17 protein-coding genes and 1 other annotated feature are annotated in these 15,238 nt (G+C 52.7%); of the genes, 1 reads left to right on the top strand and 16 read right to left on the bottom strand.

Annotated elements, in window-relative coordinates; all coding sequences use genetic code 11:
- Positions 1-11 precede the first annotated feature (11 nt).
- The 14 genes from ACWPW2_RS08270 to fumD form a co-directional block, all read right to left on the bottom strand.
- Complete coding sequence (locus tag ACWPW2_RS08270) at positions 12-725, bottom strand: EAL domain-containing protein (protein WP_454122361.1); 714 nt, start codon at positions 723-725, stop codon at positions 12-14.
- 315 nt (positions 726-1,040) lie between these two features.
- A complete protein-coding gene (locus ACWPW2_RS08265) occupies positions 1,041-1,505 on the bottom strand; it encodes a C40 family peptidase (protein WP_023481861.1) in 465 nt (154 codons plus the stop codon).
- Between the two features lie 78 nt (positions 1,506-1,583).
- Positions 1,584-2,333, bottom strand: coding sequence for a vitamin B12 ABC transporter ATP-binding protein BtuD (gene btuD, locus ACWPW2_RS08260; protein ID WP_454122358.1), 750 nt, complete (start codon positions 2,331-2,333; stop codon positions 1,584-1,586).
- Positions 2,333-2,884, bottom strand: a complete 552-nt coding sequence (locus ACWPW2_RS08255) for a glutathione peroxidase (protein ID WP_289742671.1) — start codon at positions 2,882-2,884, stop codon at positions 2,333-2,335. Before ACWPW2_RS08255 ends, btuD begins: the two co-directional genes overlap by 1 nt.
- A gap of 34 nt (positions 2,885-2,918) precedes the next feature.
- Positions 2,919-3,899, bottom strand: coding sequence for a vitamin B12 ABC transporter permease BtuC (gene btuC, locus ACWPW2_RS08250; RefSeq protein ID WP_454123608.1), 981 nt, complete (start codon positions 3,897-3,899; stop codon positions 2,919-2,921).
- Positions 3,900-4,003: 104 nt separating this feature from the next.
- Entirely contained in the window at positions 4,004-4,303 is a 300-nt protein-coding gene (gene ihfA / locus ACWPW2_RS08245) for an integration host factor subunit alpha (RefSeq protein WP_006820203.1), read from the bottom strand.
- A gap of 4 nt (positions 4,304-4,307) precedes the next feature.
- The gene (pheT, locus tag ACWPW2_RS08240) at positions 4,308-6,695 is read right to left on the bottom strand and encodes a phenylalanine--tRNA ligase subunit beta (RefSeq protein WP_454122355.1); all 2,388 of its coding nucleotides are present in this window, start codon (positions 6,693-6,695) and stop codon (positions 4,308-4,310) included.
- 14 nt (positions 6,696-6,709) lie between these two features.
- On the bottom strand, positions 6,710-7,693 hold the full coding sequence (pheS, locus tag ACWPW2_RS08235; protein ID WP_023481633.1) for a phenylalanine--tRNA ligase subunit alpha: 984 nt from the start codon (positions 7,691-7,693) through the stop codon (positions 6,710-6,712).
- Positions 7,694-7,733: 40 nt separating this feature from the next.
- Positions 7,734-7,858: a sequence feature (Phe leader region), on the bottom strand.
- Positions 7,809-7,853 (bottom strand): pheST operon leader peptide PheM, encoded by a 45-nt coding sequence (gene pheM / locus ACWPW2_RS08230; RefSeq protein WP_001386830.1) that lies wholly within the window; start codon positions 7,851-7,853, stop codon positions 7,809-7,811. (Overlaps the previous feature by 45 nt.)
- A gap of 119 nt (positions 7,859-7,977) precedes the next feature.
- On the bottom strand, positions 7,978-8,334 hold the full coding sequence (rplT, locus tag ACWPW2_RS08225; RefSeq protein WP_007374646.1) for a 50S ribosomal protein L20: 357 nt from the start codon (positions 8,332-8,334) through the stop codon (positions 7,978-7,980).
- A gap of 45 nt (positions 8,335-8,379) precedes the next feature.
- Positions 8,380-8,577 (bottom strand): 50S ribosomal protein L35, encoded by a 198-nt coding sequence (gene rpmI, locus ACWPW2_RS08220; RefSeq protein WP_001124225.1) that lies wholly within the window; start codon positions 8,575-8,577, stop codon positions 8,380-8,382.
- 92 nt (positions 8,578-8,669) lie between these two features.
- A complete protein-coding gene (gene infC, locus ACWPW2_RS08215; protein WP_071789579.1) occupies positions 8,670-9,212 on the bottom strand; it encodes a translation initiation factor IF-3 in 543 nt (180 codons plus the stop codon).
- A gap of 3 nt (positions 9,213-9,215) precedes the next feature.
- On the bottom strand, positions 9,216-11,144 hold the full coding sequence (gene thrS, locus ACWPW2_RS08210; protein ID WP_023481648.1) for a threonine--tRNA ligase: 1,929 nt from the start codon (positions 11,142-11,144) through the stop codon (positions 9,216-9,218).
- Between the two features lie 549 nt (positions 11,145-11,693).
- Positions 11,694-11,906 carry a fumarate hydratase FumD gene (fumD, locus tag ACWPW2_RS08205; RefSeq protein WP_023481640.1) on the bottom strand — a complete coding sequence of 71 codons (213 nt, stop codon included), beginning with the start codon at positions 11,904-11,906 and terminating at the stop codon, positions 11,694-11,696.
- A 236-nt stretch (positions 11,907-12,142) separates the two neighbouring features.
- Between fumD and ACWPW2_RS08200 the strand changes: the two genes are divergently transcribed.
- Positions 12,143-13,588: a flagellin N-terminal helical domain-containing protein gene (locus ACWPW2_RS08200; protein ID WP_454122351.1), complete on the top strand. Its 1,446-nt coding sequence runs from the start codon at positions 12,143-12,145 to the stop codon at positions 13,586-13,588.
- A gap of 163 nt (positions 13,589-13,751) precedes the next feature.
- Here the strand turns inward: ACWPW2_RS08200 and ACWPW2_RS08195 are convergent, their stop codons facing one another.
- The gene (locus tag ACWPW2_RS08195; protein WP_023481611.1) at positions 13,752-13,955 is read right to left on the bottom strand and encodes a hypothetical protein; all 204 of its coding nucleotides are present in this window, start codon (positions 13,953-13,955) and stop codon (positions 13,752-13,754) included.
- A 245-nt stretch (positions 13,956-14,200) separates the two neighbouring features.
- Positions 14,201-14,956 carry a DUF481 domain-containing protein gene (locus tag ACWPW2_RS08190; RefSeq protein ID WP_023481849.1) on the bottom strand — a complete coding sequence of 252 codons (756 nt, stop codon included), beginning with the start codon at positions 14,954-14,956 and terminating at the stop codon, positions 14,201-14,203.
- Between the last annotated feature and the right edge of the window lie 282 nt (positions 14,957-15,238).

Genomic DNA, 15,238 nt, shown 5'->3' with positions numbered 1-15,238 from the left:
CAACACAAGGGCTATGGGTGGATCAGTGACGTCAGCTGCGCGGGGCTAACCGCTGGCCAGAGCGCGCCTTGCATAGCGCTGAACTGAAACGCCCTTGCGCGCTTCAGCGACGGCTCATCATCAATGCCCGCAATCATCACCGCATCGCAATAGGGTTCGACCTGCGAAATGATGGCGCGCATAAAGGGTTCGAAGGCAAGCGTAGATAAACGTTGGTGAATGAAGTTTTTATCCAGCATGACCTTTTTAAACAGCCCGTCAAATACTGCTCTGGTTGACGCAGCGCCAACGCCAAAATTCCACAGCACCAGCGGATATTGTTTCGCCAGTAGAGACAGAATTTTGTTCTCTTTTCCGCTATTGAGATCTGGATAATTCTCATTGATGGCTAATTCAAGGCACGGGAATTTTCTTACCTGCGCCGCCAGGGTGTCATCCGTCAGTAATTGCTCGGCAATTTCCGGAGAAATATTAATCCAGGCGGTAAGATGATGCTGAATTAAAAAGAGCTGGCAGACTTCAATTAGAGCAAGTTGCTCAGTAAACAGCGTCACTTTTTCAGCGACCGTCAGGCGTGGCAAGACCAGCTCTGTCGGGGCGCGGACGGTGCTGTCCTTTCCAACAAAGTTAACGATAATTTCGACACCCTGAAGCATTCCGTTACCGTCTCTTGCCGGTAGTAATAAAAGCTCAGAGCGATAGCTGTAATCGAGTGAAACTATCATTTTGCCAGCCCCGCATTATGGGTTAAATCCGGCGTTAACAAACCTGTCTGACGATATTCCATATTTACTGATTTTAATGAGATTGGCTTCATTTTTTTCCCGTTCTATTTTTCTACCCTCCCCTCCGTTGTTATTCGTTTGCTCCCGCATTCTCCTGCCCCCTGGCGGTGAGTCGCGAACAATCATAATTAATTTAAAAAAAGCGAATTAGTGGAAACGTCCTGGTTTATATGAAAATGTTCCGCCGCCAGAAACAAAAAAGGGAGGCTTGCATTACGCGCGCTCCCTTTTTTTGCACCGTCTGTCGATGTCACGTCAGATACGTCGCGCCTGCCAAAAATTTTTGCGCCAGTAGACATTATCCAGCGAAGAGCGCATCACGCCCCGGCTGGTTGAAGCATGAATAAAGGCGTTATCGGTGTCGTAGATGCCAACATGCAGCCCGCTCTCACCGGAGCCGGTTTTAAAGAACACCAGATCGCCAGGCAACAGATCCTCTTTGTCGATCTCGGTACCGAGCTTCGCCTGTTGACGCGTTTCGCGCGGCAGCTGCAACGCGAATTTGTCGCGGAACGTCATCATCACAAAGCCAGAGCAGTCGACGCCTGAGCGCGCCATGCCGCCATAGCGATAGGGCGTGCCGCGCCATTCGCTCAGCTGATCGTTCAGATTGGCAATCACCGTAATGGAGTCCGACAGCCTTGGGTTCGGCGGTGGCGCGCGGTGAGAACTACATCCTGCAAGGAAAAGCGCCGTCGCCAGTAAAAACCAGATACGCATTCTGCAATACGCCTCGTTATCTCTTTTTATCGGATTAATCTACAGTGGGAGCGCGCGCTGTGGCAAGTCACCATTGCGTCACACGGCCGGGATTAGCATTCGGTGGCCTTCCACCTCAACCTGCTGGAAAGCCATGCCGTAGGCGTCAGCCAGATGCGCAGGCGTCATCACCTGCGCTTTTGTGCCGCTCGCCAGTAACTTTCCCTCACGCAATAGCCAGACCTGATGGGCCTGGCACAACGTATGATTGAGATCGTGGCTGCTCATCACTACCGTGATACCCGCGCTTACCAGTTCACCAATTACCCCATCCAGCGCCGCCTGCTGCGCCACATCGAGGCTGTTCATCGGTTCATCCAGCAGCAACAGCTGCCCGCGATCGTTACCCTGCGGGTGGATCTGCAAAATCACCGCCGCCAGACGCACCCGTTGCCACTCGCCGCCGGAGAGCTGGTTGGTTGCCCGCGCCAGCTTATCGTGCAGGCCGAGTTGACCGGCAATGTGGGTCAGCAGGGCGTGCTGGCTTTTGTCAGGCTGATGCAGCGACAGGTAGTGCCACACTGGCATAGCAAAGGGTGCACTCTGCTGTTGAGCGAGGTAGGCGCGATGCCGGGCCAGCGCCGTCGCTGACCACTGCTCAAGCAGTTGTCCGCCAAAGGTAACCTTACCCGGCCCGCTGGACAGCCCGGCGATACGCATCAAAAGCGTGCTCTTCCCTGCCCCGTTCGGCCCGACAAGATGCACGATCTGCCCGTGGGGAAGTGACATGCTCATCGGCTCCAGCCTGCCCGGCTCAGCAACCTCCTGTAGCTGCATCAGCGTCGACATTACTTCGAGACGGCCTGCTTAATGGCGTTGACCAGCAGCGGATCGTCCGGCGTCATATCGGGTGAAAAACGCTGAATGACCTGGCCGTCGCGACCAATCAGGAACTTTTCGAAGTTCCATAAGATATCGCCCGGTGCCTGCGGTGCACGGCCTTTGCTGACCATGCGCTCATAAAATTCGCTGTCTGCCGGTGCGAGCGCCGTTGGTGCGGCAGCAATCAATTTTTCATAGAGAGGATGGCGCGCGTCGCCATTGACGTCGATCTTGCTGAACAGCGGAAAGGTGACGCCATAGGTGGTGCTACAGAAGGTTTTGATCTCCTCTTCCGAGCCCGGCTCCTGCCCGAGGAACTGGTTGCACGGGAAGCCCAGCACGCTAAAGCCTTCCCCTTCCCACGCCTTCTGCAGGTTTTCCAGCTGCTCGTACTGCGGCGTCAGGCCACATTTTGACGCGACGTTAACCACTAAAAGCACCTTGCCGCGCCAGGCGCTGAGCGAGCGCTTTTCGCCATCAATGGTGGTGACTTCGGTATCCAGAATATTCTGTTGCATAACATCCCCTTAATGAATGTGATGGTTGCCGGGCTTAGCGCCCGACCCTCAATAATAGCCAGATAAACACTGGCGCACCTAGTGTCGATGTAACAACACCTATCGGCAGCTCTGCGGCGCTGAGCGCGAGGCGCGAGACAATATCGGCAAACAGCAATGCAACCGCGCCCGCCAGCGCGCAACCCGGAAGCAGAACGCGATGATCGCTTAAGCCACATAAGCGCAAAATATGCGGGATCACGAGCCCGATAAAGCCGATAGCCCCGGCAATCGCCACGCTGACGCCAACCATCCAGCCGGTAGCCGCCACCAGCAGATTACGCCATAACCAGAGCGGCAACCCAAGCTGTCGGGCAGAGATTTCACCCAGCGCTAACACGTTCAGTGCCGTGGATTGCAGGCAGATCCATACCATCACCGGCAGAAGTGCAGCCATCAGCCAGCCCTGCTGCCAGTCGACGCCGCTGAAGCCGCCCATCATCCAGTACATTAACTGGCGTAAATCGAGCGAGGTGGAGAAGTAGACCGCCCAGGTCATTAAGGCGGTACAGATAATGCCGAGCGCCACACCGGCCAGCAGTAAGCGGCTGGTGGAAAGATGGCGGCGCGCAAAGCGCAGCAGGATAAGCGTAACCATCAATGCGCCTGCAATGGCACAGAGACCGAGTGCCCAGTCGGGCAACATCCCGCCGCCGAGAAACACCGCCGCAACCAGGCCTACGCCCGCGCCGCTCGAGACGCCAAGCAGCCCTGGCTCTGCCAGCGGGTTTTCAAATAAAGCCTGCATGGTGGCACCGCACAGCGCCAGTGCGGCACCGACCAGCAGCACGGCAAGAGTGCGCGGTAAGCGTATCTGCCAGACAAAAAGCTCACCCTCAGGGGTGAACCAGCGATCGGGGGCTATCCACTGCTCGCCTGCGCAAAGGCTCAAGGTCAGCGCAAGCAGTAAAAGCAGCGCCAGCGCGCCGAGCCAGCGGCGATTGTGGTGCTGTTGAAGGTGGGCATATGCCAGCATGGTTTCACGTTTACTCATCAGCCAGGTGACTGATTCTAAGAGGGATAGCGAATGCTGAAAAGAAAAAAGGCCGCGAGGCGGCCTTTTTGGTTAGTGCAAAAAAATCATTCAGCTTTGGGCGAAGCGTTTTCAACGCGGCTCTTTAACTTCTGGCCGGGTCTGAAGGTCACCACGCGCCGTGCTGTAATGGGAATATCTTCGCCGGTTTTTGGGTTACGGCCCGGACGTTGATTCTTGTCACGCAAATCAAAGTTGCCGAAGCCGGAGAGTTTGACCTGCTCACCATTTTCCAGAGCGCGACGGATCTCTTCGAAAAACAGCTCTACCAGCTCTTTTGCGTCCCGCTTGCTAAGCCCAAGCTTATCAAACAGATATTCTGACATTTCAGCTTTTGTAAGCGCCATAGGTTCAATCCCTCAATGATGCCTGGAATCGCTCTTTTAATGCCTCTACACATCTGGCAACGGTAGCGGCAATCTCCTCTTCTTCGAGTGTACGGCCGGTATCCTGAAGGATCAGACTGATGGCAAGGCTTTTCGACCCTTCCACGACGCCCTTACCGCGGTACACGTCAAACAAGTTTACGCCAACTACCTGATTTGCGCCAACTTTCTTACATTCAGCCAAAACATCTGCTGCGAGTACATTTTCATTGACCACAACAGCGATGTCGCGGCGGTTCGCCGGGAAGCGAGAAATCTCCTGAGCCTGAGGCACGGCGCGGTCTGCGAGGGCATTCCACTCCAGTTCAAACACCAGCGTACGGCCGTTCAGATCAAGCTTACGCTCCAGCTCCGGATGCACCACGCCGATAAAGCCAATGCGTTTATCTTTCAGATAAATCGCGGCAGATTGACCCGGATGCAGCGCCGGATTGGTCTCTGCGCGGAATTCGATAGCGCCTAATTTGCCGGTCAGCTCGAGCACAGACTCCAGATCGCCTTTCAGGTCGAAGAAGTCAACGCTGTTTTTCGCCAGGTCCCAGTGCTCTTCATAACGGTTTCCGCAGATAGCGCCCGCCAGCATCACGTCCTGACGGATGCCGAGGTTCGCCTGGGTATCCGGCACGAAACGCAGACCGGTTTCGAAAATGCGTACACGGCTCTGCTGACGGTTCTGGTTATAGACAATGGTGCCCAGCAGACCAGTCCACAGTGAGAGACGCATCACCGACATTTCGCTGGAGATTGGGCTTGGCAGCACCAGCGCTTCTTCGCCCGGGTGGATCAACTGCTGCAGTTTCGGATCAACGAAGCTGTAGGTGATCACTTCCTGGTAGCCTTTGTCGTTAAGCATAGTTTTCACTCGCTTAAGGGACAAGTTGGCTTCGCGATGTTCGCCCATCACCAGCCCGGCCTGCACCGGCTCGTCAGGAATATTGTTGTAACCGTAAACACGGGCAACCTCTTCCACCAGGTCCTCTTCGATCTCCATATCGAAACGCCAGCTCGGCGCAACCGCCAGCCACTCATCCTGGCCTGCGGTCACTTCGCAGCCAAGACGGGTCAGAATATCGCTCACCTGCTCGTCGGCAATGTGATGGCCAATCAGGCGATCCAGCTTGCTGCGACGCAGACGGATAGTGGCGCGTTTCGGCATTGACGCTTCGTCGGTAACGTCAATGACCGGGCCTGCTTCACCGCCGCAAATATCCAGCAGCAGGCGCGTAGCACGCTCCATCGCTTTGTATTGCAGTTGCGGATCGACGCCGCGCTCGTAGCGGTGAGAAGCATCGGTGTGCAGACCGTGACGACGTGCGCGACCGGTAATGGAGAGCGGGTTGAAGAAGGCGCACTCCAGCAGGACGTTTTGCGTTTCGCTGTTCACACCGGAGTGTTCACCGCCGAAGATACCGCCCATCGCCAGCGCTTTTTTCTGGTCTGCAATCACCAGCGTGTCGGCACTCAGTTTCGCTTCGTTGCCATCAAGCAGCACCAGCGTTTCGCCCTCTTTCGCCATACGTACCACGATGCCGCCTTCAAGGCGATCGCTGTCGAAGGCGTGCATCGGCTGGCCGAGCTCAAGCAGAACGTAGTTAGTGACATCGACTACCGCATCGATTGAACGAATGCCGCAGCGGCGCAGCTTCTCTTTCATCCACAGCGGCGTCGGCGCGCTGACGTTGATACCTTTGACCAGGCGGCCAAGGTAACGCGGACAGGCCTCTTTCGCTTCCACAACGATCGGCAGCGTATCGTTAATGGTTGCAGCAACGGGCGCAATTTCTGGCTCGTTCAGCGGGGATTTATTCAGCACCGCAACGTCGCGAGCCACGCCGATAATGCCCAGGCAATCGGCACGGTTTGGCGTAACGCTGATTTCGATAGTGTTGTCGTCAAGCTTCAGGTATTCACGAATATCGGTGCCGATCGGCGCATCTGCCGGCAGTTCAATGATGCCGTTGTGATCGTCGGAAATACCGAGTTCGGAGAAGGAGCAGAGCATCCCTTCAGAGGGTTCGCCGCGCAGTTTCGCCGCTTTGATTTTGAAATCGCCTGGCAGTACCGCGCCGACTGTCGCTACGGCCACTTTCAGCCCGAGGCGGCAGTTTGGCGCGCCGCAGACGATATCCAGCAGGCGATCGCCGCCCACATTCACTTTTGTTACGCGCAGTTTGTCAGCGTTCGGGTGCTGAGCGCACTCCATCACTTCGCCAACCACCACGCCATGAAACGCGCCGGCGACCGGTTCAACGCCGTCCACTTCCAGACCGGCCATGGTGATCTGCCCGGAGAGCGCTTCGCTATCAACCGCTGGGTTCACCCATTCGCGTAACCACAGTTCACTGAATTTCATTGTTTCGCCTGCCCTTATTTAAACTGTTTGAGGAAACGCAAATCGTTTTCGAAGAATGCGCGCAGATCTGTCACACCGTAGCGCAGCATGGTGAGACGCTCCATCCCCATGCCAAATGCGAAACCGGAGTAGATTTCCGGGTCGATGCCAACGTTACGCAGTACATTCGGGTGGACCATGCCACAGCCCAGCACTTCCAGCCATTTACCGTTTTTACCCATCACATCCACTTCGGCGGAGGGTTCGGTGAACGGGAAGTAGGAGGGACGGAAGCGGATTTGCAGATCCTCTTCAAAGAAGTTACGCAGGAAGTCGTGCAGCGTCCCTTTCAGGTTGGTAAAGCTGATGTTTTTATCAACGATCAGCCCTTCCATCTGATGGAACATCGGGGTGTGGGTCTGATCGTAGTCGTTACGGTAGACGCGGCCCGGGGCAATAATGCGAATCGGCGGCTGCTGGTGCTCCATGGTGCGGATCTGCACGCCTGAGGTCTGGGTACGCAGCAGACGCGTAGCGTCGAACCAGAAGGTGTCGTGATCGGCACGCGCCGGGTGGTGGCCCGGAATGTTCAGCGCGTCAAAGTTGTGGTAATCGTCTTCGATCTCCGGCCCGGTGGCGACGGTAAAGCCCAGCTCACCGAAGAAGCTCTCGATACGATCGATGGTACGGGTCACCGGGTGCAGACCGCCATTTTCAATACGACGGCCTGGCAGAGAGACATCGATGGTCTCAGCGGCGAGGCGGGCATTCAGCGCAGCGCTTTCGAGATCGTTTTTGCGCGCGTTCAGCGCTTGCTGAACCTGCTCTTTCGCTTCATTGATTACCGCTCCGGCAGCCGGGCGCTCTTCTGGCGGCAGCTCACGCAGGGTGGTCATCTGAAGGGTCAGATGCCCTTTCTTACCCAAATATTCGACGCGTACGTTGTCCAGCGCGGCGACATCTGAAGCATCGTTAATGGCTGCCTTCGCACTGGCAACCAGCTCTGCGAGATGTGACATGGTTTTCCTCGTTATATGACGATATTTACACGCGGCAGATACAAAAAAAGCCTCCACAAGGGAGGCTTTCTGGCGCTGTTTTCCGTTTCTTCTTTCACGCGCAAGCCCCCTGGGTTCAGGTGCTAAAGTAAAAAAAGAAGCGGAAAATAGCAGCATTCATGCTTGCATTACCTTAATCGGCTACGTGGCGACGATGGGCTATTGAAAACGCATCACGGCAAAAAGTCAATGTATTGATACTGTTAAAGCAAAAGAGGGAGCCAGGCTCCCTCTCTTAAACTGGCTTACGCCAGAGCTGCTTTCGCTTTTTCAACCAGGGCAGAGAATGCCACTTTGTCGAATACGGCGATGTCAGCCAGGATCTTACGGTCAATTTCAACAGAGGCTTTTTTCAGGCCGTTGATGAACTTGCTGTAAGAAATACCGTTCTGACGTGCTGCTGCGTTGATACGTGCAATCCACAGCTGACGGAACTGACGCTTTTTCTGACGACGGTCACGATAAGCGTACTGACCAGCTTTGATAACAGCCTGGAAGGCAACACGGTAAACGCGTGAACGCGCGCCGTAGTAGCCTTTAGCTTGTTTCAAAATTTTCTTATGACGTGCACGTGCAATCACACCACGTTTTACGCGAGCCATATGCTCTCCTGTATATTCTAATTAAAAAGTTAAAAGGTTAACGACTTATGCGTACGGTAGGCACGCGATGACCAGGCCCAGATCGCCTTTAGAAACCATGGCTTTCGGACGCAGGTGACGTTTACGCTTGGTAGCTTTTTTGGTCAGAATATGACGCAGGTTAGCATGCTTGTGCTTAAAACCACCTTTACCGGTTTTTTTGAAGCGCTTAGCAGCACCGCGTACGGTTTTGATCTTTGGCATTTTTCAATTTCCACTTCGCATTGTTAATAAACGAAACAAAGGCGAACTAAACCCGCGAGCACGAGGCCCACAGGTTTAATTACTTGATGGCCTTACTGTTTCTTCTTAGGAGCAAGCACCATAATCATCTGGCGGCCTTCGATCTTCGTAGGGAAGGATTCGACAACTGCCAGTTCGACCAGATCTTCTTTCACGCGGTTAAGCACTTCCATACCGATCTGTTGGTGGGCCATCTCACGACCGCGGAAACGCAGCGTGATCTTGGCCTTATCGCCCTCTTCAAGAAAGCGAATCAGGCTGCGGAGTTTTACCTGATAGTCGCCTTCATCTGTACCAGGTCGGAATTTGATTTCCTTGACCTGAATAACTTTTTGCTTCTTCTTCTGTTCCTTAGAAGATTTGCTCTTTTCATAGAGGAACTTGCCGTAGTCCATTATACGGCAAACGGGCGGCTCGGCGTTAGGGCTAATTTCGACTAAATCAACCCCGGCTTCTTCAGCTTTTTCCAGAGCTTCTCGCAGACTCACAATACCAAGCTGCTCGCCTTCCAGACCAGTTAAGCGAACTTCCAGGGCGCGGATCTCGCCATTAATACGATTGGGACGCGCCGTTTGAACTCGTTTTCCGCCTTTAATACCTTATTCCTCCAGTTGTTTAAGACTGCGGCTGCGAATCTCTTGTTGCAGCTTCTCGATAACTTCATTTACGTCAAGGCTACCCAGGTCTTTACCGCGACGGGTACGCACAGCAACTTTGCCGGCTTCAACCTCTTTGTCACCACAAACAAGCATATAAGGGACACGACGTAAAGTGTGCTCGCGGATTTTAAAGCCTATCTTCTCGTTTCTCAAGTCTGCTTTTACACGAATGCCCGCATTTTGCAGTTTCTGGGTCAATTCGTTGACATATTCAGACTGTGAATCAGTAATGTTCATGACTACGACCTGCACCGGCGCGAGCCAGGTTGGGAAGAAGCCAGCGAACTCTTCAGTCAGGATGCCGATAAAGCGCTCCAGTGACCCAAGAATTGCGCGGTGAATCATAACTGGAACCTGACGCTCGTTGCTTTCGCCTACATAAGAGGCGTTCAGACGAGCCGGCAGGGAGAAGTCCAGCTGTACCGTTCCGCACTGCCATGCACGATCGAGGCAGTCATAAAGGGTAAATTCAATTTTCGGACCGTAGAATGCGCCTTCACCCAGTTGATATTCAAATGGGATATTGTTCTCTTCCAGCGCAACTGCCAGATCCGCCTCAGCACGATCCCACATCTCGTCACTACCGATACGTTTCTCGGGACGGGTGGAGAGTTTAACAACGATTTTTTCGAAGCCAAACGTGCTGTACATATCGTAGACCATACGGATGCAGGCGTTCACTTCATCGCGAACCTGCTCTTCCGTACAGAAAATGTGCGCATCATCTTGCGTAAAGCCGCGCACACGCATCAGACCGTGCAACGCGCCCGAAGGTTCATTACGGTGGCAGCTACCGAACTCCGCCATACGCAGCGGCAGGTCGCGGTAGGATTTCAACCCCTGGTTGAAAATCTGCACATGTCCCGGGCAGTTCATCGGTTTGATGCAGTACTCACGATTCTCCGAAGAGGTCGTAAACATAGCATCTTTATAGTTGTCCCAGTGGCCGGTTTTTTCCCACAGCACACGGTCCATCATAAACGGGCCTTTCACTTCCTGGTACTGATACGCTTTCAGCTTAGAGCGTACGAACGTTTCCAGTTCACGGAAAATGGTCCAGCCATCGTTGTGCCAGAAGACCATACCCGGCGCTTCTTCCTGCATATGGTACAGGTCAAGCTGCTTACCGATTTTACGGTGGTCGCGTTTTGCGGCTTCTTCCAGACGCAGCAGATAGGCATTAAGCGCTTTTTTATCTGCCCATGCGGTACCGTAAATACGCTGCAGCATCTTGTTGTTGCTGTCGCCGCGCCAGTAAGCGCCCGCCGTTTTCATCAGTTTGAAGTGGTGGCAGAAACGCATATTCGGTACGTGCGGACCACGGCACATATCGACGTATTCTTCATGATGATACAAGCCAGGCTTGTCATCATGGGCAATGTTTTCATCAAGAATGGAGACTTTGTAGTTTTCACCGCGTGCGACAAACGTTTCACGCGCTTCCTGCCAGCTCACTTTCTTCTTGATAACGTCATAGTTGGATTCGGCGAGCTCGTGCATACGTTTTTCGAGCGCGTCGATATCTTCCTGAGTCAGGGTGTGATCGAGATCAACGTCATAATAGAAGCCATTGTCGATAACCGGACCAATTGCCATTTTAGTGTGCGGCCACAGCTGCTTGATCGCATGGCCCAACAGATGCGCACAGGAGTGGCGGATAATCTCCAGCCCTTCCTCATCTTTTGCGGTGATGATAGCAAGGTTTGCATCACTGTCGATGATATCTGAAGCATCGACCAGTTCACCGTTGACACGACCAGCGATGCAGGCTTTCGCCAGACCAGGGCCAATATCAAGCGCAACATCCAGGGGACTTACGGCGTGGTCATAATGGCGTTGACTGCCATCAGGAAGCGTAATTACAGGCATTTCATTTCCTTAATTTGCAGTGGTGCGCCACACGAAAGAGCACATGCAAAATGAGATTTCAAAGATATAACAGCAACTTAGATAAGTTTTCTCGCTTCACTCTGCGGAATATGTATCGAACGGTGATGACCGGACTTTACCCTTACCCGCTGCTGTTAAGTACCCGACAATAGTACACATTTGCACTCGGCGTTGAAAGGGCTAGTGTGACGGGGATCATTTTTGCGCCCTTTTCCGTCGCTATGGAGGAGAGCCGCCATTTAACCGTGCTGGCGCAAGGAAGGTATTATCTGATTTTTCGTTTACATCTTGACACAACAGGGGTAGAAGCAGTCTATTTGGCTACCCAGCAACCCCTAACCCACTGATAAATCATGGTAATAGTTTATATCTTAGCCATTATTCTGTTGATTGCTATTGTTATTTTTGCCTTCTACAAACACAGCAAAGTGAAATATTCACAAACCCTTCCGGTTTCACCGAGAAAACGACGCTAGGGCTTTCGCTTCTCCCGGGCACGCAGCAATGCGTGCCCTGTTGAAACCCGGCTCAGGCGTCAAAACCAAGGGCTCGGATCACCTCTTCCATCGCCGCTTCTGTCAGTTCGCTACGTTTAATTCTCTGATTAGCCAGCATGGTTCTCACCACACCCGCGATAACAATATGCTTAGGCTCCTGCCCCAGGTCACGCATCTCAAGCACGACCTTGCCCACTACCCGGCACATCTCATCGTACAGCGCCGCATCATTTAACTTGCCCATACCGCCCCATCTCCCCGTTTTTTTTCATTAGAAAGCCTTGAGTAACACGCAGCCTACCCTTATTGCAGTTGCCTGTAAGTGTGCCACAACACTGCAAATCTTTAGCGAAAATGTAAAAGGACTTGTTTTTTATACAGTTGCACAAAGTTAAATTTCCTTATCGATTTACCTTAAAGAAACTCGCTACTGTTGCCGATAAATAGAGCATTCGTGGTTTGAATGATAAAGCGACGGTAATGCAAGCGATCAATTACAACGAGATGACGGGCTTGAACCTGACGGTTCGCAAAACAACCTCATCGACTCTGCAGGAGTCAATTGAGCGTTTATCGTCAGGCTTACGAATCAATGGCGCAAAAGACGATGCGGCAGGACAGGCCATCGCTAATCGTATGCGTTCAAACAGTAACGCAGACACCGTGGTTTCCCGCGGGCTTGATGACGCCATCAGCATGGCGCAGACCGCCGATGGCGGCCTGAGCACCATTAGCGAACGGCTGATCCGCGCCAAAAGTCTGGCTATCCAGGCCGGTAACAGTACGCTTTCTGAAAGTGACAGACAAAGTATCCAGAACGAATACAAAAGTATTCTCGATACCATTCAGTCGATTTCCGAAGGCACCGAGATTTTCGGCTCTTATCCCCTGGCAACGGACGCCCCGGAACTTCCACCAGCGCTTATCGGCGATGTTCCGCCGCTGAGTACTAAATTTCCGGTGAGCGGAACGGACTATTCGTTCAGCTCAGGTATCGTCTCGCTGGCCTATATTCCGGCGGGGGCGAAAAATATTGCTATAACCATCGACTCATTGGGCCTTGATGACGACATCCAGCTCTTTACGCGCGACGGTAAACATCTGGCGGGAACGCCGATTAACGGCAGCGATCCGGATTACACCTGGAAAAGCCGCGGCATCACAGATTCAGCGAAGGCGACCAGCCGCGTATTGACCGCATCGAATGGTTTTGAGAGTGGCGCCACTTACGATGACTCGCTGTTGATTGAAGGGGGTTCTTCCTGGGCATTAAATGGCAGTGCGACGCTCTCCTACAACGGCATGACCATCAAATACAGTGGCGATGGCGATCGTTATGAATCCGCTGCGGCCTACAATGACGGCAGCAACGGTTCGAACCGCCTTGAGCGATTAAAGATTGATGACGTCACCGAAGATCTTGTCGTCATGGTCGTCGGTAGCGGCTCTTTTACCAGCAACCTGACCTGGGGCGATCTGCCAAAACCGACCATCACACCGGCAGAGCCGCCTAAGCAGAGCAGGCCGTGGGAAGTGGTGACCAGCGCCACTGTCGGGGATGAGATCAAATCAACGACCATTCCAGCCACGCCCGCAGATGTTAAATCCCTCGGCTTAACCAGCACGGATCTGCTGTCGGAAACCACCGCTGGCATGACGATGGGTAAACTCGACCAGGCGCTGGAGAAAGTGAGCGGGTATCGGGCGCAATACGGCGCTTTTATTAATCGTTTTGAATCAAACAAATCGGTGCTGGCGCAGCAGAGTGTCGCCACGCAGGCGGCAAGAAGCCGGATAGAAGATGCGGATTATGCGCTGGAAGCGAGCAAGATGGCCAAAGCGCAGCTTTTACAGCAGGGTCAGGATGCCGTATTAAAAGTGGCTAACCAGGCGGCGGAGAATATTCTCTCGCTCCTGCGTAGTTGATAGTCTGAGATTTAACGCAACCAGAAATAAGCGTTATTAGCGCACCTTTTGCAAATAACCTGTCAGAAAGAACTCATTCCTAAACCTCTCTTGCCAACTTTAAAAACCGGTACCACATAATCCGGTTTTTAAAATAAGCAGATGAAACGGCTAAGAATAATCTTTATTCCCACTCACCGGCTACCAGCGTATGCGCATTAAAAGCAGCGGCGTTAGAGCCGTTTACTGCATGCGTACCGGGGATCATGTTTGAACCCGCTTCGATGGTGGTGACGTGATTAGTAGATTGTGCAGGCTGTGCCGCGAATACGCTAAAAGAGAGCGCAGAAATAACCAGCGCGGCTGCGGTTGTTTTGATTGTTTTCATGATCAAATTCTCTTGCTTGAATAGATTTAACTGGCCGGGCAGCAAAATGCCCACAGCAAGAATTGTAGATCTGGATCACACTTTTTCCCAGTCAATTTATTTAGCCGTTCGTGTCAAATAAACTGAATATGTTTCTCAAATAGGAAATGTGGAGAGAAAATGCAGGAGCGGACTTAAATAAAATTAACTGGCTAACTGCGCACTTCACGTAAATAAAAACGGGCCGGATAATCCGGCCCGTCCAATTAAATTTTGTAGCCTAAGGTAATCGACGTTCTGCGATCGGTATGATCCGGTGCCGATGACGGCGGCTCAGAGTTCCAGGTCACGTTGTAGGCGACCTTCAACGCGAAGTGGGAGTTAATCGCCACGTTCAGCGCGGTTTCGGAGTTGACGGTAGTATCGTCCGCACCAAATACCGAAACGCCCTGGGTAAATTTCGCATTGTCAGAGAACTGCCACGCGTATGTACCAGACGCGTAGCCCAGCGCCGTCGTTTTGGTATCGCCGTTTGTGTACTTGTCATAACGCACACCCGGACCGAATTCGAGACGGAAGCTGTGAACCGGGCCATTCAGGAACTGACGACCATAACCAGCGGTAGCGATGTCACGGGCATGATAACCGTTGTAGCGATCGGTCAACCAGCTCGCCTGGCCGAACAGGTAGTCGTAGTCAGTCATGTTATAACGGCTACGGCCACCAACAGCATACTTCTCGGAAGAACGTTCGTCGTTAGACGAGGTGTTACTGGCGTTGCCCCACAGGGACCAGGCCGTAGAATCGCCATACCATGTCAGGGTAGAGTCGGCCGTCAAAGAGGAACTCTTTGTGTTGCCTGACTGACCGAGATAGCCACCGTTGACATTACCTTCAAACGGTTTTTTCGCGGAGGCGGGGTCATCCATGACAGTAAAAACGGTATCATCTGCGACAGCATTCATCGACGCAAGCACGCCCGCAGCCATAACCAGCGCGGGTACTGTCTTAAAAAGCTTCATTTTTTTTAAATCCGTACAGTAAATGAGACCAACACGGTCCCGGAAACTTTCTTATGGATCAATGACCAACGGTCCGCAGAAAGGTAACAAATTATAAAAAGACCGCTTAAACATATCAATGAAATCTTATTTGATTTTTTGAATAAGAGAGATCTCAGAATAATTGTTATAGATTCCGAAATATCACCGTAAAAATAATATCGTATTTAAAATCATACTGTTATTTACTTTCCCTTCACTGTAAATGGTGCCAGGCTTACTGCACGCTACGTAACAGGAGGT

It is taken from the genome of Kosakonia sp. Marseille-Q7440, from assembly GCF_965119485.1.
Note: the sequence above shows the minus strand (reverse complement) of the source record. Positions and strands in the feature narration are given on the sequence as shown.

What these genes read in the sequence shown, in the direction of transcription:
- btuD (WP_454122358.1), bottom strand. Translation starts at nt 2,333, where the DNA reads ATGTCGACGCTGATGCAGCTACAGGAGGTTGCTGAGCCGGGCAGGCTG.
- ihfA (WP_006820203.1), bottom strand. Translation starts at nt 4,303, where the DNA reads ATGGCGCTTACAAAAGCTGAAATGTCAGAATATCTGTTTGATAAGCTT.
- pheT (WP_454122355.1), bottom strand. Translation starts at nt 6,695, where the DNA reads ATGAAATTCAGTGAACTGTGGTTACGCGAATGGGTGAACCCAGCGGTT.
- rplT (WP_007374646.1), bottom strand. Translation starts at nt 8,334, where the DNA reads ATGGCTCGCGTAAAACGTGGTGTGATTGCACGTGCACGTCATAAGAAA.
- ACWPW2_RS08270 (WP_454122361.1), bottom strand. Translation starts at nt 725, where the DNA reads ATGATAGTTTCACTCGATTACAGCTATCGCTCTGAGCTTTTATTACTA.
- pheS (WP_023481633.1), bottom strand. Translation starts at nt 7,693, where the DNA reads ATGTCACATCTCGCAGAGCTGGTTGCCAGTGCGAAGGCAGCCATTAAC.
- rpmI (WP_001124225.1), bottom strand. Translation starts at nt 8,577, where the DNA reads ATGCCAAAGATCAAAACCGTACGCGGTGCTGCTAAGCGCTTCAAAAAA.
- btuC (WP_454123608.1), bottom strand. Translation starts at nt 3,899, where the DNA reads ATGCTGGCATATGCCCACCTTCAACAGCACCACAATCGCCGCTGGCTC.
- ACWPW2_RS08255 (WP_289742671.1), bottom strand. Translation starts at nt 2,884, where the DNA reads ATGCAACAGAATATTCTGGATACCGAAGTCACCACCATTGATGGCGAA.
- thrS (WP_023481648.1), bottom strand. Translation starts at nt 11,144, where the DNA reads ATGCCTGTAATTACGCTTCCTGATGGCAGTCAACGCCATTATGACCAC.
- ACWPW2_RS08195 (WP_023481611.1), bottom strand. Translation starts at nt 13,955, where the DNA reads ATGAAAACAATCAAAACAACCGCAGCCGCGCTGGTTATTTCTGCGCTC.
- ACWPW2_RS08190 (WP_023481849.1), bottom strand. Translation starts at nt 14,956, where the DNA reads ATGAAGCTTTTTAAGACAGTACCCGCGCTGGTTATGGCTGCGGGCGTG.
- ACWPW2_RS08200 (WP_454122351.1), top strand. Translation starts at nt 12,143, where the DNA reads ATGCAAGCGATCAATTACAACGAGATGACGGGCTTGAACCTGACGGTT.
- ACWPW2_RS08265 (WP_023481861.1), bottom strand. Translation starts at nt 1,505, where the DNA reads ATGCGTATCTGGTTTTTACTGGCGACGGCGCTTTTCCTTGCAGGATGT.
- fumD (WP_023481640.1), bottom strand. Translation starts at nt 11,906, where the DNA reads ATGGGCAAGTTAAATGATGCGGCGCTGTACGATGAGATGTGCCGGGTA.